The 15,119-nt window shown below is 32.9% G+C and carries 15 protein-coding genes; 11 read left to right on the plus strand and 4 right to left on the minus strand.

Translation table 11 applies throughout. The features are described from left to right. On the minus strand, positions 1-565 hold a 565-nt coding region (locus B8869_RS09445; RefSeq protein ID WP_144017986.1), incomplete at its 3' end, for an IS30 family transposase. 255 nt (positions 566-820) lie between these two features. On the opposite strand from B8869_RS09445, the gene B8869_RS09450 reads away from it, so the two are divergent. From B8869_RS09450 to B8869_RS09495, 10 genes are all read left to right on the plus strand, one after another. Beyond that, positions 821-2,515, plus strand: coding sequence for a proline--tRNA ligase (locus tag B8869_RS09450; RefSeq protein WP_084231377.1), 1,695 nt, complete (start codon positions 821-823; stop codon positions 2,513-2,515). A gap of 6 nt (positions 2,516-2,521) precedes the next feature. Continuing rightward, positions 2,522-2,737 (plus strand): YdbC family protein, encoded by a 216-nt coding sequence (locus tag B8869_RS09455; RefSeq protein WP_084231378.1) that lies wholly within the window; start codon positions 2,522-2,524, stop codon positions 2,735-2,737. A gap of 58 nt (positions 2,738-2,795) precedes the next feature. Continuing rightward, positions 2,796-4,127, plus strand: coding sequence for a trigger factor (gene tig / locus B8869_RS09460; RefSeq protein ID WP_084231379.1), 1,332 nt, complete (start codon positions 2,796-2,798; stop codon positions 4,125-4,127). Between the two features lie 30 nt (positions 4,128-4,157). Continuing rightward, positions 4,158-4,742 carry an ATP-dependent Clp endopeptidase proteolytic subunit ClpP gene (clpP, locus tag B8869_RS09465; protein WP_084231380.1) on the plus strand — a complete coding sequence of 195 codons (585 nt, stop codon included), beginning with the start codon at positions 4,158-4,160 and terminating at the stop codon, positions 4,740-4,742. A gap of 8 nt (positions 4,743-4,750) precedes the next feature. Beyond that, entirely contained in the window at positions 4,751-6,004 is a 1,254-nt protein-coding gene (gene clpX / locus B8869_RS09470; RefSeq protein ID WP_084231381.1) for an ATP-dependent Clp protease ATP-binding subunit ClpX, read from the plus strand. A gap of 44 nt (positions 6,005-6,048) precedes the next feature. Beyond that, positions 6,049-8,373: an endopeptidase La gene (gene lon, locus B8869_RS09475; RefSeq protein ID WP_084231382.1), complete on the plus strand. Its 2,325-nt coding sequence runs from the start codon at positions 6,049-6,051 to the stop codon at positions 8,371-8,373. Then, a complete protein-coding gene (gene yihA, locus B8869_RS09480; RefSeq protein WP_084231383.1) occupies positions 8,363-8,974 on the plus strand; it encodes a ribosome biogenesis GTP-binding protein YihA/YsxC in 612 nt (203 codons plus the stop codon). Before lon ends, yihA begins: the two co-directional genes overlap by 11 nt. Then, entirely contained in the window at positions 8,964-10,325 is a 1,362-nt protein-coding gene (locus tag B8869_RS09485) for an MATE family efflux transporter (RefSeq protein WP_159445260.1), read from the plus strand. Before yihA ends, B8869_RS09485 begins: the two co-directional genes overlap by 11 nt. Positions 10,326-10,520: 195 nt before the next feature. Then, positions 10,521-11,096: a hypothetical protein gene (locus B8869_RS09490; protein ID WP_084231385.1), complete on the plus strand. Its 576-nt coding sequence runs from the start codon at positions 10,521-10,523 to the stop codon at positions 11,094-11,096. 6 nt (positions 11,097-11,102) lie between these two features. After that, a complete protein-coding gene (locus B8869_RS09495; protein ID WP_084231386.1) occupies positions 11,103-11,810 on the plus strand; it encodes a hypothetical protein in 708 nt (235 codons plus the stop codon). 29 nt (positions 11,811-11,839) lie between these two features. Here B8869_RS09495 and B8869_RS09500 read toward each other — a convergent pair whose 3' ends face one another. Continuing rightward, positions 11,840-13,105, minus strand: coding sequence for an S-layer homology domain-containing protein (locus B8869_RS09500; protein WP_084231387.1), 1,266 nt, complete (start codon positions 13,103-13,105; stop codon positions 11,840-11,842). Between the two features lie 258 nt (positions 13,106-13,363). Between B8869_RS09500 and pta the strand changes: the two genes are divergently transcribed. After that, positions 13,364-14,335: a phosphate acetyltransferase gene (gene pta, locus B8869_RS09505; protein WP_084231388.1), complete on the plus strand. Its 972-nt coding sequence runs from the start codon at positions 13,364-13,366 to the stop codon at positions 14,333-14,335. 34 nt (positions 14,336-14,369) lie between these two features. On the opposite strand, the gene B8869_RS09510 is transcribed toward pta, so the two are convergent. Further along, positions 14,370-14,762, minus strand: a complete 393-nt coding sequence (locus B8869_RS09510; RefSeq protein ID WP_084231389.1) for a DUF1284 domain-containing protein — start codon at positions 14,760-14,762, stop codon at positions 14,370-14,372. Then, positions 14,755-15,117 (minus strand): winged helix-turn-helix transcriptional regulator, encoded by a 363-nt coding sequence (locus B8869_RS09515; RefSeq protein WP_084231390.1) that lies wholly within the window; start codon positions 15,115-15,117, stop codon positions 14,755-14,757. The genes B8869_RS09510 and B8869_RS09515 overlap by 8 nt, the downstream gene beginning before the upstream one ends. Between the last annotated feature and the right edge of the window lie 2 nt (positions 15,118-15,119).

Raw genomic sequence — 15,119 nt, forward strand, 5'->3', positions numbered from 1 at the left:
TTTTATGATCTAATCTGCCTGATTCCACTGTATCTGCTTCCCAGTGGCCTAATTCTTGCCTTCTGTATATCTCTTTAGGTCTTTTCTTAATTGTTCTACCTTTATCATTGAATTTTCCTCTTTTTTCTGCTGGCCTTTTAAATTTAGCTTTTCTTCTCAAATTTTTCATACTAGTTTTTGGCAGCTTTTTGGCGTGTATCATTCTATATATCGTTGATGTAGATGGTAATTCATGAATCTCATTTGTGTTTCTATTTGATATTTGTTCAGGGGACCAATGTTCGTTAATCTTTACAGTTAAATAATCAATAACATCTTTAGAAAATTTACTTTTTCTATGGCAGTCTTTTCTTCTATCAATATATTTATCATTTGCCTTTATCGGAAAGTACTTAGTGTAACTTCCCCTACTAACTTTTATCTTAGATGAATTTCTTTTAATTTCTCTAGATATTGTACTAGGTGACCTTTTAAGTGCTTGTGCAATTTTCCTTATACTCATTCCTAAATTTAAAAATTGGTAAATACAAGATCTTTCTTCTATGGTAAGATGGTTATAGCTCATAGTTAATCACTCCTTTTAATATGTTTTGTTTGGTCACTTACATATTAACACAGCTGATTAGCTATGAGTTTATTTATGTTGCACTTGTTATGATAAATTATCAACAAAAAATATTATAAACGATTTTTTGGAAAAAAACACTATAAATTTTACAAAAAAATCAAATTTTAGATATACATTGGCTAAATAACTTGAATTAGACTTGTTTTAATAATATAATTATATGGCAAATTGTAAGAGGAATTGGAGGAATTTATGAAACTTTCTAAATTATACATGCCAACCCTTAGGGAAGCGCCTCAAGATGCGGAGATAGCATCGCATAAATTTTTACTTAGAGGAGCTTTTATTCGAAAATCAGCAAGTGGGATTTATTCATACTTGCCTTTAGGATATAGAGTGGTAAGAAAGATTGAAAATATTGTAAGAGAAGAAATGGATAGAGCAGGAAGCCAAGAGATATTGATGTCTGCTATTCAACCTAAAGAAATTTGGGAAGCGTCTGGCAGATGGGATAGATTTGGTCCGGAAATGTTTAAGTTAAAAGATAGACATGAAAGAGAGTTTTGTCTTGGACCGACTGCAGAGGAATATTTTACAACACTTATAAAAGATGAAGTAAAATCTTACAAACAACTTCCTCTAAATTTATATCAAATACAGACAAAGTATAGGGACGAAAAGAGACCTAGATTTGGAGTAAATAGAGCAAGAGAGTTTAGCATGAAAGATGCATATTCTTTTGATGTTGATCCAGAGGGAATGAAGAAATCTTACCAAGATATGTACGATGCTTATGAAAAGATATTTGATAGAATAGGCCTTGAGTATGTAGTGGTTGAAGGGGACAACGGAGCTATGGGAGGTAATCAATCTCATGAGTTCATAGCCCTTGCAGATACTGGAGAAGGTGTAATAGCTTATGGTGCAGGATATGCGGCAACTGCTGAAAAAGCTAAGGTAGTGTATCCAGCTGTTCCGGATGAAGAAGCAAAAGAACTTGAAGAAGTTCACACTCCTAATACTAAGACTATTGAAGAAGTATCTAACTATCTTGGAGTTACAGAAGCTAAGTGTTTAAAAGCTGTTGATTTTATGGTGCAAGAAAAACCTGTGGTAGTTTTTGTGCCTGGTGACAGAGAAGTAAACATGGCTAAGCTTGAAGGATTTTTAGGAGTACCTGAGCATGAGATAGAACCTATGACTGAAGAGCAAATAAAGAGCATGGGAAGTGTTCAAGGCTTTACAGGTCCTATTGGAATAGATGCAAGACTTATATTTGATTCATCAGTTACAAGACTTCACAACTTGATAGTTGGAGCTAATAAGGAAGACTACCATATAAAGAATGCAAATTATGGTAGAGATTTTGAAGGAGAAATAGCTGAAGACTTACTTGAAGTTAAGGAAGGCGACCTAATTGAAGGCACTGATGAAGAGTACAAGTTCAGAAGAGGGGTTGAGGTAGGTAATATCTTCCAACTTGGAACTAAGTATTCTGAATCTATAGGAGCGACTTATTTAGACCAAAACGGAAAAGAACAAATTATATGGATGGGTTCTTACGGAGTTGGTGTTACAAGAACTGTTGCGGCAGTTGTTGAACAATTTAATGACGAAGATGGAATCATCTGGCCTATATCTGTTGCGCCATATCACGTGATAGTAACTGTGATGAAAGCTAATGATGAAGAGCAAATGGCTTTGGGTGAAGAGATATACAATGAATTGATTTCTAAAGGCTATGAAGTGCTATTAGACGATAGAAATGAAAGACCTGGGGTTAAGTTTAAAGATAGAGACCTTATCGGTATACCATTGAGGATCACTGTTGGTAAAAAGGCAGCTGAAAAAGTGGTTGAATATTCTACAAGAAAAGAAAAAAATAATATTGAAATTGAACTAGATGAACTTTATAGTAAAATAGAGATTGATTTTAAAAATAATTGAGGTAATATGGCAGAATTTAAGTTTGAAATAACCAAGCATGTAGCGACTCTTTCAACAAAGAGCAATGGTTGGACAAAAGAACTAAATATGGTTTCATGGAATGATCGTGCACCTAAGTATGACATAAGAGAGTGGGACCCGGATCATGTAAAAATGAGCAAGGGAATTACATTTGATGAAGCTGAATTTGAAGAGTTAGTGGAAGCAATAAAGAGTATATAAAATTAGACTATCTTTTACCAATATGGTATAATGGATTAATTATCTTACGGAGGATGAAATGACAGAAATTAAGAGAGAAAATAACACAGTAAAATTTGAAATGGTATTAAAAGCTGAAGAAGTTAAAGTTGCTGAAGATACAGTTTTTAAGAAGAATAGAAAATATTTCCAAGTTCCTGGATTCAGAAAAGGAAAAGTTCCAAGAAAAATAATTGAAAATGTATATGGTAAAGAAGTATTTTTAGAAGATGCTATAAATGAAATCTTACCTAAAAAATATGAAGAAACTATTGAAGAATTAAAACTTGAAGTTGTAGATCAACCACATGTAAACATTGAAGAAGCTCACTCTGGAGAAGATATCAAAGTTGAAATTTCAGTAGATGTAAAACCTGAAGTTAAAATTGAAGGATACAAGGGTATAGAGGTTGAAGATGTTAAATATGAAGTTACAGAAGAACTTTTAGATGCTGAACTTGACCAACAAAGAAGCCTTAACGCAAGAGTTCTAAACATTGATGACAGAGCTGCTGAAGAAGGAGATAAAGTAAACATCGATTTCGTAGGTAGAGTTGATGGAGAAGAGTTCGAAGGTGGAGCTGGAGAAAACCAAGATTTAGTTTTAGGTTCTAACACTTTCATTCCAGGATTTGAAAAACAAATCGAAGGACACAACATCGATGATGAGTTTGATGTTAATGTAACTTTCCCAGAAGATTATTTCTCAGATGATTTAAAGGGAAAAGATGCAGTATTTGCAGTTAGATTAAACTCAATTTCAAAAGAAGAACTTCCTGAATTAGATGATGAATTTATCAAAGATATTTCTGAATTTGATACAGTTGAGGAATATAAAAATGATTTAAGAGAAAAGAAAAATGCACAATTTGCAGAAAGAGAAGTAGCAGAAAAGAAAGAAGCTATCTCTAAGAAATTAGTTGAACTTGTAGAAGTAGACGTTCCAAAGGGAATGGTAGACGCACAAATCAACAGCCAAATGCAAAATTTTGACCAAAACCTACGTAACCAAGGAATGAACCTTGAAGATTATTTAGGAATGATTGGTGTAGAAGTTAAAGACTTTGCTGAAAACTTAAGAGAAGATGCTCTTAAACAAGTTAAGACTGCATTAGCTCTTGAAAAAGTTGCTGAACTTGAAGGAATTGCACCTACTGATGAAGATGTAGATGCAGAAATCGACAATATAGTAAACTTATACTTCAAAGATGATGAAGAGCAAAAAGCAAAAATGAAAGAATATATGAATGGTTCAAACAGAGAATCTATAAAAGAAGATCTTATGAACAAGAAAACTCTTGATTATCTATATGAAAATGCTAAATTTGTAGAACCAAGCGAAGAAGCAGCTGATTCTGAAGAAGATAAATAATTTAGTTATAGAGAAAAGAAAGGTGATTAAATGGCATTAGTGCCTATGGTAGTTGAGCAAACTGGAAGAGGCGAAAGAAGCTATGACATTTATTCCAGATTGTTAAAAGAGAGAATAATCTTTTTAACAGGAGAGATAAATGACCAAGTGGCGGATCTTGTCGTTGCGCAATTACTATTTTTAGAAGCAGAAGACAATACTAAAGATATTCAAATATATATAAATAGCCCTGGTGGTTCTGTTAGTGCTGGGTTTGCAATATATGATACTATGCAATATATAAAGTGTGATGTTTCAACTATATGTATGGGTATGGCGGCATCTATGGGAGCATTCCTTTTAATAGCGGGAACTAAGGGCAAGAGATTTGCACTGCCTAATGCAGATATAATGATTCACCAACCTCTAGGGGGAGCTCAAGGACAAGCTACCGACATCAAAATTCAAGCTGAAAAGATTTTGAAAGTCAGAGAGAGATTAAATAAAATCCTTTCTGAAAGAACAGGTCAACCGCTTGATAAGATTGAATTAGATACAGATAGAGACTACTATTTAACAGCGGAAGAAGCTTTAGAGTACGGAATAATAGACAAAGTAATTGAGAAGAGAAGCTGAGGTGCTAAATGGCAAAAGATACTTTACACGAAGAGGGTGAAATTGCCAGATGCTCTTTTTGCGGGAAACCACACAACCAAGTTGAGAGACTTATTGCGGGGCCGAATGTATACATTTGTAACGAGTGTATAGAGCTTTGCGAAAAAATTTTAAATGAAGAAAAAAAAGAAATTTTAAGCAAAGAATTTGATTTGACAATTCGTCATTTAAAAAAACCTGCTGAAATAAAGAGTGTGTTGGACCAATATGTCATAAAACAAGACAAGGCAAAGAGATCATTAGCAGTAGCTGTATATAATCATTATAAGAGAATTTCTACTCCAAGAGAAAAAGATGATGTTGAACTTCAAAAGTCAAATATCCTAATGGTTGGGCCAACTGGAAGTGGTAAGACACTTCTTGCTCAAACTTTAGCTAAGGTTTTAAATGTGCCATTTGCAATAGCAGATGCCACAACTCTTACTGAAGCGGGATACGTTGGAGAAGATGTAGAAAATATAATTTTAAAATTAGTTCAATCTGCAGATTATGATATAGAAAAAGCTGAAAAGGGAATAATATACATCGATGAAATAGATAAGATAGCTCGTAAAGCTGAAAATGTATCTATTACAAGAGATGTTAGTGGAGAGGGTGTGCAACAAGCTCTATTGAAGATAATAGAGGGAACTGTTGCAAATGTGCCTCCACAAGGCGGCAGAAAGCATCCTAACCAAGAATTTATACAAGTTGATACTACCAATATACTATTTATAGTTGGCGGGGCATTTGACGGAATAGACAGTATTATACAATCGAGAACTGAAACTTCATCTATGGGTTTTGGAACTGAATTGACAGATAAGAAACATGACAAAGAGAATCTTTTAAAAGATGTTAGAACTGAAGACTTTTTAAAGTTTGGTATCATACCTGAACTTTTGGGTCGTCTTCCAATAACTGTTTCTTTGGAACAATTAGATGAAGAAGCTCTTGTTGAAATTTTGACTAAACCTAAGAATGCTTTGGTAAAACAGTATAAAGCTCTGTTGAAGCTAGACGATGTGGAATTGGAATTTGATGACGAAGCACTGACTTTTATTGCTAAATCTGCAATAGAGAAAAAAGCTGGTGCAAGAGGTCTAAGAAGCATAATAGAAAATACTATAATGGATATAATGTATGAAATACCATCTCGAGATGATGTTGAGAAGGTAATTATAACAAAGGATTCGGTAAGTGGAGAAAAGAGTCCAGAGTTAATTTTAAAGAATGCAAATTAATTGAGGGCTCACTTAGTGGGCCCTATTTTAGAGTAGGTGATAATTTGAGTGAGAATAAAAGAGTGCCAGTGATAGCACTGAGAGATTTAGTTGTATTTCCAAGAATGGTGACGCACTTCGATTGCGGAAGACAAAAGAGTATAGCGGCAGTTGAAGCAGCTGAGATAAACAACTCCTATGTATTTTTAGTTGCACAAAGAGATTCAAGCATTTTAGAACCACAGAGAGAAGACCTCTTTGACTATGGTACTTTGGCGGCAATAAAACAAATTTTAAAACTTCCAGGTGGAGTGGTTAGAGTTCTTGTTGAAGGAGTTAAGCGTGCAAAGATAGAAGATTTTTCTGTTGGAGATTCATACTTTGAAGCTATAGCTGAAGAAATAGATAGTGAAGATTTTAATGAAGAAAATCAAGAAGTTGTAGCTGCTATGAGATTAGTGGAAGAAGATTTAGAAAACTATACAGAGCTTGATTCAAGACTTATACCGGGTTTGTTACAATCAGTTGTGGATTCTTCTTCACCGGAGTCTTTAGTAGATACATCTGCGGCATATATAAATCTAGATTTGGAAAAGAGCCAAGATCTTTTGGAAACTTTAGATGCTTTTGAAAGACTTACTAAATTCCACGGCATCTTAAAGAGAGAAATAGAACTACTTTCCATAGAGAGAAAGATAGATAAAGAAGTCAAATCCAATATGAATAAGGTTCAAAGGGAGTACTATTTAAAAGAACAATTAAAAGTTATTCATAAAGAGCTTGGGGATGGAGCTGAAGAAGATACTCTCTTAGAGTACGAAGAAAAAATAGAAGAAGCGAACTTGCCTGATCACGTAAGAGAAAAGGCATTGAAAGAAGTGAGCAGGCTTTCCAAATTGACTTCGGCAACTCCTGAGTATTCAGTTATCTTAACGTATTTAGATTGGATATTAGACCTACCTTGGAATGAATCCTCTCCTGATGAAGTAGAACTTAGCAAGGCGAGAGAGACATTAGATGCAGAGCACTATGGCCTTAAAGATGTAAAAGAGAGAATTTTAGAATTTATGGCAGTTAGAAATCTAACTTCAAGTTCTAAAGGGCCTATATTGTGCTTAGTAGGACCTCCAGGAGTTGGAAAGACATCCATAGCTTCATCAATAGCCAATTCTCTTTCAAAAGAATTTGTCAGAATGAGCCTTGGTGGTATAACAGATGAGGCTGAAATAAGAGGGCATAGAAGAACTTATATAGGAGCTCTTCCGGGTAGAGTTATAAGTTTGATGAAGAAAGCAGAAGAGAACAATCCGGTTTTCTTGTTGGATGAAATAGATAAGGTTGGAAGCGACTTTAAGGGAGACCCTGCAAGTGGACTACTTGAAGTTTTAGATCCTGAGCAAAACAACACCTTTACTGACAGATATTTGGAGCTACCTTTTGATTTATCAAAAGTGTTTTTCATAGCTACAGCCAATTCAACTAATACAATACCTAGACCGCTGTTAGACAGAATGGAAGTAATAAGACTTAGCGGATACACTCCGCAAGAAAAATTCCAAATTGCAAAGAGATATTTAGTTCCAAAACAGATTAAAGAAAATGGTTTGAAAAAATCACAACTTAAATTCACAGATGGAGCTATACAAGACATCATAAATTACTACACAAGAGAAGCTGGAGTAAGAGGTCTTGAAAAAGAAATTGCAAAATGTGTGAGAAAAGCAGTTTTAAAAATAGTTGAAGAGCACAAGAAGACACTATCAGTAACTGAAAATAATTTGAGCACATATCTTGGAGAAAAGAAATTCTTGTTTGATTTGGTTCAGGAACATGATAGAGTTGGAGTTGTGAATGGACTCGCTTGGACTGAAGTTGGTGGAGAGACACTTGAAATTGAATCCACAGTGATGGAAGGTTCAGGGAAATTGATGCTAACCGGTAAACTGGGAGATGTTATGAAAGAATCTGCCAATGCCGCTATATCTTATATAGCAAGTAATGCAGAGAGCTTAAATATAGATCCTGAGTTTAGAAAAAAATCTGATATACACATCCACGTACCAGAAGGGGCTGTGCCAAAAGATGGGCCTTCTGCAGGAGTGGCAATGTTTAGTACAGTTCTCTCTAGCTTAACAGGTAAGAAAATCAAATCTGATGTGGCTATGACCGGAGAAATAACTTTGACGGGAAGAGTTCTGCCTATTGGTGGATTAAAAGAAAAATTGTTGGCGGCAGAGAGAATGGGAATCAAAAAAGTTTTGATACCTAAAGAGAATGAAAGAGATTTAAAAGAGATAGATGAAAATATTGTAAATAAGCTTGAGATAGTAACTCTAAATGAAGCTAATGAGGCAATAGAACATATCTTTGGAGGGAATAATGAAGACTGATGACGCGCGTTTAGAACAGGTTGCCGTAAAAAAAGAACAATATCCTGAAGCTGATGTATATGAATTTGCATTTGCGGGAAGGTCTAATGTTGGGAAATCTTCATTTATTAATGCAATGCTTGGAAGGAAGAACCTTGCGAGGACTTCTTCCGCTCCAGGTAAGACAAGAACAATAAATTTCTATAGAGTTTCTGATTTGAGATTGGTTGATCTACCCGGTTATGGTTATGCAAGAGTTTCTAAAATTGAAAGGAATTCTTGGGCTGGAGTTATAAATACTTATCTTGAAAACAGAGAGAATTTATTAGAAGTATTGTTGTTAGTTGACATTAGACATGAACCTTCAGAATTGGATAAAGCTATGTATGATTATCTAATTGCAAATGGACACTCAGGCCTTGTAATTGCAACTAAGGCAGATAAAATTTCACGTGGGCAATACCAAAATCATATTGCAAAGATACAAAAGAAGTTGGGGATAAAAAATAGAGATAATATAATTCCATTTTCTTCTGTAGATAAAAAGATGGTTGATGAAATGTGGGATATTTTTGAAGATATAGTTGGATTTTATGACGGAAGTGAAGAGGATGAGCTCTAATTATGAAGAGTTGTTAAATGAACCAGTGGAAAAGTTGATAAATAAATATATATTTTCTACGATAACAGCGTTACTAATAACACAAATTTATAATGTTGTAGATAATTATTTTATAGGAAAGATAAATACCCAAGCTTCGGCAGCCGTAGGTATTTCTATGTCTATAATGGTTATAATCCAAGCAATAGGATTTATGTTTGGGCAAGGTTCTGGGAATGCCATAGCGTTGTACTTGGGGAAAAAAGATTTAAAAAAAGCATCAGAAATTGCCTCTTTAGGATTTTTTGGTGCTATATTTTTAGGCTTGATGCTGACCATATTTGGAAATATATTCATAGTTCCAATTTCAAGAGCATTGGGTTCGACAGATACAGTCTTACCCTATGTCACAAGTTATTTGAGAATAATTTTGATAGGGGCTTTTTACCATTGTGCAACCCTTGTGTTAAATATTCAATTGAGATGTCAAGGTAAGGCTTTCTATTCAATGGTTGGGCTTATGGCGGGAGCTGTTTTAAATATGGCATTGGACCCTATTTTAATTTTTAAATTGAATTTAGGAATAAAAGGAGCTGCTTTAGCAACAGCTATAAGTCAGCTAATAAGTTTTTTAATAATATATAATAACAGCAAAAAATTTGATGTGAAAATTAGTATAAACAACTTGCACTTTAATAGGGAATATGCAAATAGAATTTTAAAAGGTGGTATACCATCACTAACTAGACAAAGTGTGAACTCTATAGGAATTATAGCGCTCAATAATGCTGCGGCTCATTATGGAGACTCTGCAATTGCAGCTATGGGAATAGTTAATAGAATAGGTCTTTTGGCAAATTCAGTGATAATAGGATATGGTCATGCTTTTCAGCCGATATGCGGATATAATTACTCCGCCAATAGATATGATAGAGTCTTAAAAGGTTTTTGGTATGAATTAAGACAGTCCACAATATTTTTAGTGGTGGTGTCTATAATTATGAATTTGTTTGCTCCACAAATAATAGATATATTTATAGATGATATAGAAGTTATAAAAATAGGTGCGACAACTCTTAGATACTATACAATATTTTTAACTTTAAATGCTTTTATGATACTTGCAACTCTGATGATGCAAACTATTCAAATGGCATTTCAATCTTCGGTTTTAAGTATGCTCAGAATGGGTCTAATATTAATACCTATTGTTGCAATACTTCCTAAATTTATTGGTATTCTTGGGATACAATTAGCCCAGCCGATAGTAGATATAATATCTTTTGTTTGTACGTTAGTGGTTACAAAACATTTAATTGATGATTTAGAGAGAAAAAAAGAAGAGACCCTTAACGGTTCTCTTCAGGTTTAAATGCTACATCTATTTGAGTGTCCTCGGTGATGACGAATGTAAATTCGTCATTTAGGACTACAGATAAGTATAAATTTATGTATTAATAAAAAATAAGAATAATAAAACATTGTTAAAAAAACGATTACATGTTAATCTTAAACTAAGATTAAAGTTTTTAAATTACAGGATGAAAACATTTAAGGAGGAATGAAAATGAAAAAGTTAAGAGTATTGGTATTGGTCTTAGTTTTATTAACAACAACTGTTAAAAGGGTTAATGCAGTAGAGTATAGTGAATTAGAAAATTCTTTTCCAACAAATGATAATGTAGTGAATTCTATCAGTGAAGAAGTAAAATATTTAGGGAAAGATGATTTTATAGTGAAAGAAAGTGATAATAGTGGGGAAGTTGATTATAATAGAGAAGATAACACAGATGATATAACCTATCGAAGTAGATATATACATATAGGTGGGATAGATTTAAGGAGTGATTGGCGTAATGAATATGCAGTGATAACTATTGTAGGTAGTACAGGTCAAGGAGGACCGGCTTCAATGCAAGGATATATTGGCACATATAAACTAGATGGAGTTACACCAGTTAGTGGGGATGTATGGTTTCAAGGATATAATGGAAGAACATTTGAAAACTTAAGAATCTATGAGACTTTGTGGGTAGGTAGTGAAGAAGAAGTAATAATAAAATTAAAACAGGTAACAGGTGTAACGAAAGGTGGAGAAACATATTCCATACCGAATGTATCTGAAAGACATAGTAGAAGGTAAAAGTTTATGTTTATAAAAGTAGATTATTCAGAGTTTTTAGAGAAAGTGAAGTTTAAAAACTTTAATCCTAATTTAATAACAACAGAATTGAAAAATTACGATTTTAATAGTAATAAAAAATACAATTGTTCCGAAATGAAAATTGTAGAGGAATTATTAAATAATGTAAAATTTCAATTTTTCTTAGCAAGCTATGTGATGAATAAAAGCCAAATTTCTTTTGATTTGGAGAAAAGGGATTCAAAAATCGAAGAAATAATGTGTAAAATCTTTAGATTTGTTGAATTAGATGAGTATAAAGAAAAAGATAAAAGTAAATTTGTTTTGCAAATGCAACCATATGATAACTTTGTTGAAAAATTCAAGAAGAAGGTACTGGATAGAGAAATAGACGAAACAATTTATGAATTGTATTTTAAAAATTCAACAGCAAAAAAGCATAGATGCGATAATTTATACTATGTATATGACGCAAGTTTTAAATTAAAAGAGTATAAAAATAATTTGAATTCTAAAGAATTTATTGATTTTATAGTAGATTATATAAATTTTAATAAAGGAATTATTTTTAAAATTTATGTCGGATTAGATGAATTAAATGGCTCATATTTTATTGAAAAATTGAGTGAAAAATTTAAAGTTGCAGCAATGGAAAGTAATTTGAATGATGAAAAGGAATATATATTGCTTTATGTGATAAGCAATTTTAATTGATGATTTAGAGAGAAAAAAAGAAGAGACCCTTAACGGTTCTCTTCAGGTTTAAATGCTACATCTATTTGGGTGTCTTGAGTGATGATGAAAGTAAATTCGTCACTTAGGACTCCTTTTTTTGTGCCATTGACAATTAAATAGTCAACTTCCATTCCGTTTGGAACATCTATCTTAACTGAAACTCTCGCTCCGGATTTGAATTCTAATCCGGCATTACAACTTAGATAACGTGAGTTTAAATTAAGTCTTAAGAAAGATTGTTTTGCATCTTCAAGCACAATATCTAAAGTTTGGTCGGAGTTAATCTCTAAAAAAGATTCATAACTTTTTTTGCCGGGAGCTTCTACTTTTATTAGATATTTTCCTGCGCTAAGACGTGATCCATCAAATACTTTATTGTTAATTTTTACAGTTGCAGATATAGGATTTCCCTTAGAATCTGAAACTCGTATATTAAGACTTATATTTTTATTTGAATTTTCAAAGTTAGAGTTAGATGTAGATGGGAATCCGCTTAAAACTTTATCTAAAAAGTCATTCCAAGTTTTGAATTCATCATTTGAAATATAATTGCCTTTTGAAGTTTGCTCTATAATGTAATTTAGTTTTTGAATGTCAGTTGAACTCAACTTACTAGCGTCAATCTTAGATAGATTTTCTAATTTTTGAGACAGAGTTTGATATATGGAGGAGTCAAATTTTCTCAGAGAGACTCCATATCTTTCCATGGTTAGAGTAAGAACTTTAGATAACTCTGCTCTTGTTATGTTTGCAAACGGCCTAAAGGTGTTGTCTCCAAAACCATTTATGATTCCATCTTTGGCAAGAGAACTCACAGCGCCAATTTCTTTTTGAGTTAACTTATCCAAGTCACTAAAGTAAGTTTTTTCATCTGAGCTTAATTGATATAGAGAGCTTAGTATGTTACAAACTTCTATACGAGTGATGGGTTGAGAATCAAAAACTTTGTCAAAACTAACGTATCCGCCGGACTCTGCAGCTAGTAGTTCATCATAGTACCATTGATTTTTATGATTATCTAAATTTGAATTAATTTTTTCAGATGTATAGTTGTCAAATTTAAAAATTCTATTTATTATCGAGTAAGTTTCAACATTTAAAATATTATTATTTGGTTTAAAACTTCCATCTGTATATCCCAAAAGAAGTTTTGAGTCAGACATTTTTTCTATGTAATCTTTAGCCCAGTGGTTTTCAATATCAGAATAATGAGTTTTATTACCAGCACCAACGAGCAAAAGAGATAGAGCTACTAAAATTGTATATTTTTTCATAAATTCCACCTTTAATTTTCAAGTGTAGATTTAGAAATCTACTGAAAATATTTTTTTTAGGAAAGGGTATTCTTTTTTAATATGATAACTTGAAAATTGAAATAAATCAATTTAGTTTACCAAAAGTTAGAAATCTTAAAAATTAATATAAAATTTAGATTCAAATATATAGGTTATTGGTAAAATAAAAACAAGAGAAAAAATGCAAATATATTATGAATGTGGTATAGTAGTAATGAATAAAAAGGGAGGATTAATATGTATTTAATTGATCAACTAAAAATTAAAGTAAGTGAAAAATGTCCTACAATAGTTTTTCCTGAAGGGGAAGACGAAAGAATTCTTGGAGCTGTAAAAAGACTAAAGGAAGAAAAAATATTAAACCCTATAGTTCTTGGCTCAAGAGAAGAAGTTGAAAAAACAGCAGAAAAATTAAATGTAAACTTAGACGAATTGAACTTCATAGACCCGACAGAGTATGAAGAAATAGATGAATTAAGAGAAGCACTTCTTGAAAGACGTAAGGGTAAGCTTGATGATGTCAGAGCTACTAATTTATTAAAAGACGTTAATTATTTCGGAACAATGCTTGTATATACTAAAAAAGCTGATGGGCTTGTATCAGGAGCTGTTCATACAACTGGAGAAACAGTAAAACCAGCACTTCAAATAATAAAGACTCAAGAAGGATTTAAGAGAACTTCAGGAGCATTTATATTATTAAAGGGCGAAGAAATGTATATCGCAGCTGACTGTGCTATAAACATAGAACATGATTCTGAATCATTAGCAGAAGTTGCAGTTATCACAGGAAGAACAGCTAAAGCTTTCGGAATGGACCCTAAGGTAGCTATGCTTTCATTCTCAACTCTAGGTTCAGCATCACACGAACTTGTAGATAAAGTTGCAAACGCAACAGCACTTGCAAGAGAAATGGATCCAGAACTTGTAGTAGATGGAGATTTACAATTTGACGCAGCATTTGTACCTGAAGTTGCAGCTAAGAAAGCACCAAGATCTGAAGTTGCAGGACATGCAAATGCATTTATTTTCCCTTCACTTGAAGCAGGAAATATAGGTTATAAATTAATCCAAAGATTTGGTGGATTTGAGGCAGTAGGTCCAATCCTTCAAGGATTAAACGCACCGGTAAATGACCTATCAAGAGGATGTAACGAAGACGAAGTTTACTCTTTAGCTATAATTACAGCCGCACAATCTATAATGTAATATAAAAGGCCGTAGATTTTTTCTACGGCTTTAATTATTTTAAATTTGAAAATTTTTCTAAATGAACCTCAGAACAAAGACTACTCCACTTGCAATCATTACATACACAGGAACGTAAGTCTTTTAAAATTATCTTTTCAAGACATAACTTTTTAAAATCATTCCATTTTATAGCTGTACCAGATTTCAACTCAGTAAGTTTTAAAACTTCATTATCAAATCTCAAGACCTTATCTCGACTTTTACAACCATTGTTATTTTCAGGGCAACTTTTGCAAATAGAATCGACTTCAGAAATTATTTTAACAGTTGGATTTGTGTTTAGCAGTTTTATTATATTTGACATATTAACTGAAAATTCATCACTATATCCAAAGCCGACGAAGTATTGTGTGCAAAGCCCGTGGTGTGCTCTAATTTTAATCATTGTGCTTCATATTGCAGCAAGGTTTTTTGCCTTCTGATTTCATAAATTCACTACCCCAATCATACATAGAAGATAAGATAGGGAATAAACTTTCTCCAAGATTAGTTAGAGAATATTCTACTTTTGGCGGAACCACAGGATAAACTTCTCTATGAATAAGCCCATTTTCTTCAAGCTCTCTAAGTTGTTGAGTGAGCATTTTAGGAGTAGCTTGTTGAATAAGAGTTTTTAATTCGCCATAGCGCAGAGTTTTACCCGTTAAATGCCATAGTATAAGAGCCTTATACTTACCACCGATTAATGAGATAGTAGTTGATACTGGGCAATTTATAGTTATATCGTCTTTTGATTTCATAT

This window comes from Peptoniphilus asaccharolyticus DSM 20463 (assembly GCF_900176115.1).
Lineage (GTDB): Bacteria > Bacillota > Clostridia > Tissierellales > Peptoniphilaceae > Peptoniphilus > Peptoniphilus asaccharolyticus.

What these genes read in the sequence shown, in the direction of transcription:
- pta (WP_084231388.1), top strand. Translation starts at nt 13,364, where the DNA reads ATGTATTTAATTGATCAACTAAAAATTAAAGTAAGTGAAAAATGTCCT.
- B8869_RS09485 (WP_159445260.1), top strand. Translation starts at nt 8,964, where the DNA reads ATGAGCTCTAATTATGAAGAGTTGTTAAATGAACCAGTGGAAAAGTTG.
- B8869_RS09495 (WP_084231386.1), top strand. Translation starts at nt 11,103, where the DNA reads ATGTTTATAAAAGTAGATTATTCAGAGTTTTTAGAGAAAGTGAAGTTT.
- B8869_RS09500 (WP_084231387.1), bottom strand. Translation starts at nt 13,105, where the DNA reads ATGAAAAAATATACAATTTTAGTAGCTCTATCTCTTTTGCTCGTTGGT.
- clpX (WP_084231381.1), top strand. Translation starts at nt 4,751, where the DNA reads ATGGCAAAAGATACTTTACACGAAGAGGGTGAAATTGCCAGATGCTCT.
- B8869_RS09515 (WP_084231390.1), bottom strand. Translation starts at nt 15,117, where the DNA reads ATGAAATCAAAAGACGATATAACTATAAATTGCCCAGTATCAACTACT.
- clpP (WP_084231380.1), top strand. Translation starts at nt 4,158, where the DNA reads ATGGCATTAGTGCCTATGGTAGTTGAGCAAACTGGAAGAGGCGAAAGA.
- B8869_RS09450 (WP_084231377.1), top strand. Translation starts at nt 821, where the DNA reads ATGAAACTTTCTAAATTATACATGCCAACCCTTAGGGAAGCGCCTCAA.
- tig (WP_084231379.1), top strand. Translation starts at nt 2,796, where the DNA reads ATGACAGAAATTAAGAGAGAAAATAACACAGTAAAATTTGAAATGGTA.
- B8869_RS09490 (WP_084231385.1), top strand. Translation starts at nt 10,521, where the DNA reads ATGAAAAAGTTAAGAGTATTGGTATTGGTCTTAGTTTTATTAACAACA.
- B8869_RS09510 (WP_084231389.1), bottom strand. Translation starts at nt 14,762, where the DNA reads ATGATTAAAATTAGAGCACACCACGGGCTTTGCACACAATACTTCGTC.
- yihA (WP_084231383.1), top strand. Translation starts at nt 8,363, where the DNA reads ATGAAGACTGATGACGCGCGTTTAGAACAGGTTGCCGTAAAAAAAGAA.
- B8869_RS09455 (WP_084231378.1), top strand. Translation starts at nt 2,522, where the DNA reads ATGGCAGAATTTAAGTTTGAAATAACCAAGCATGTAGCGACTCTTTCA.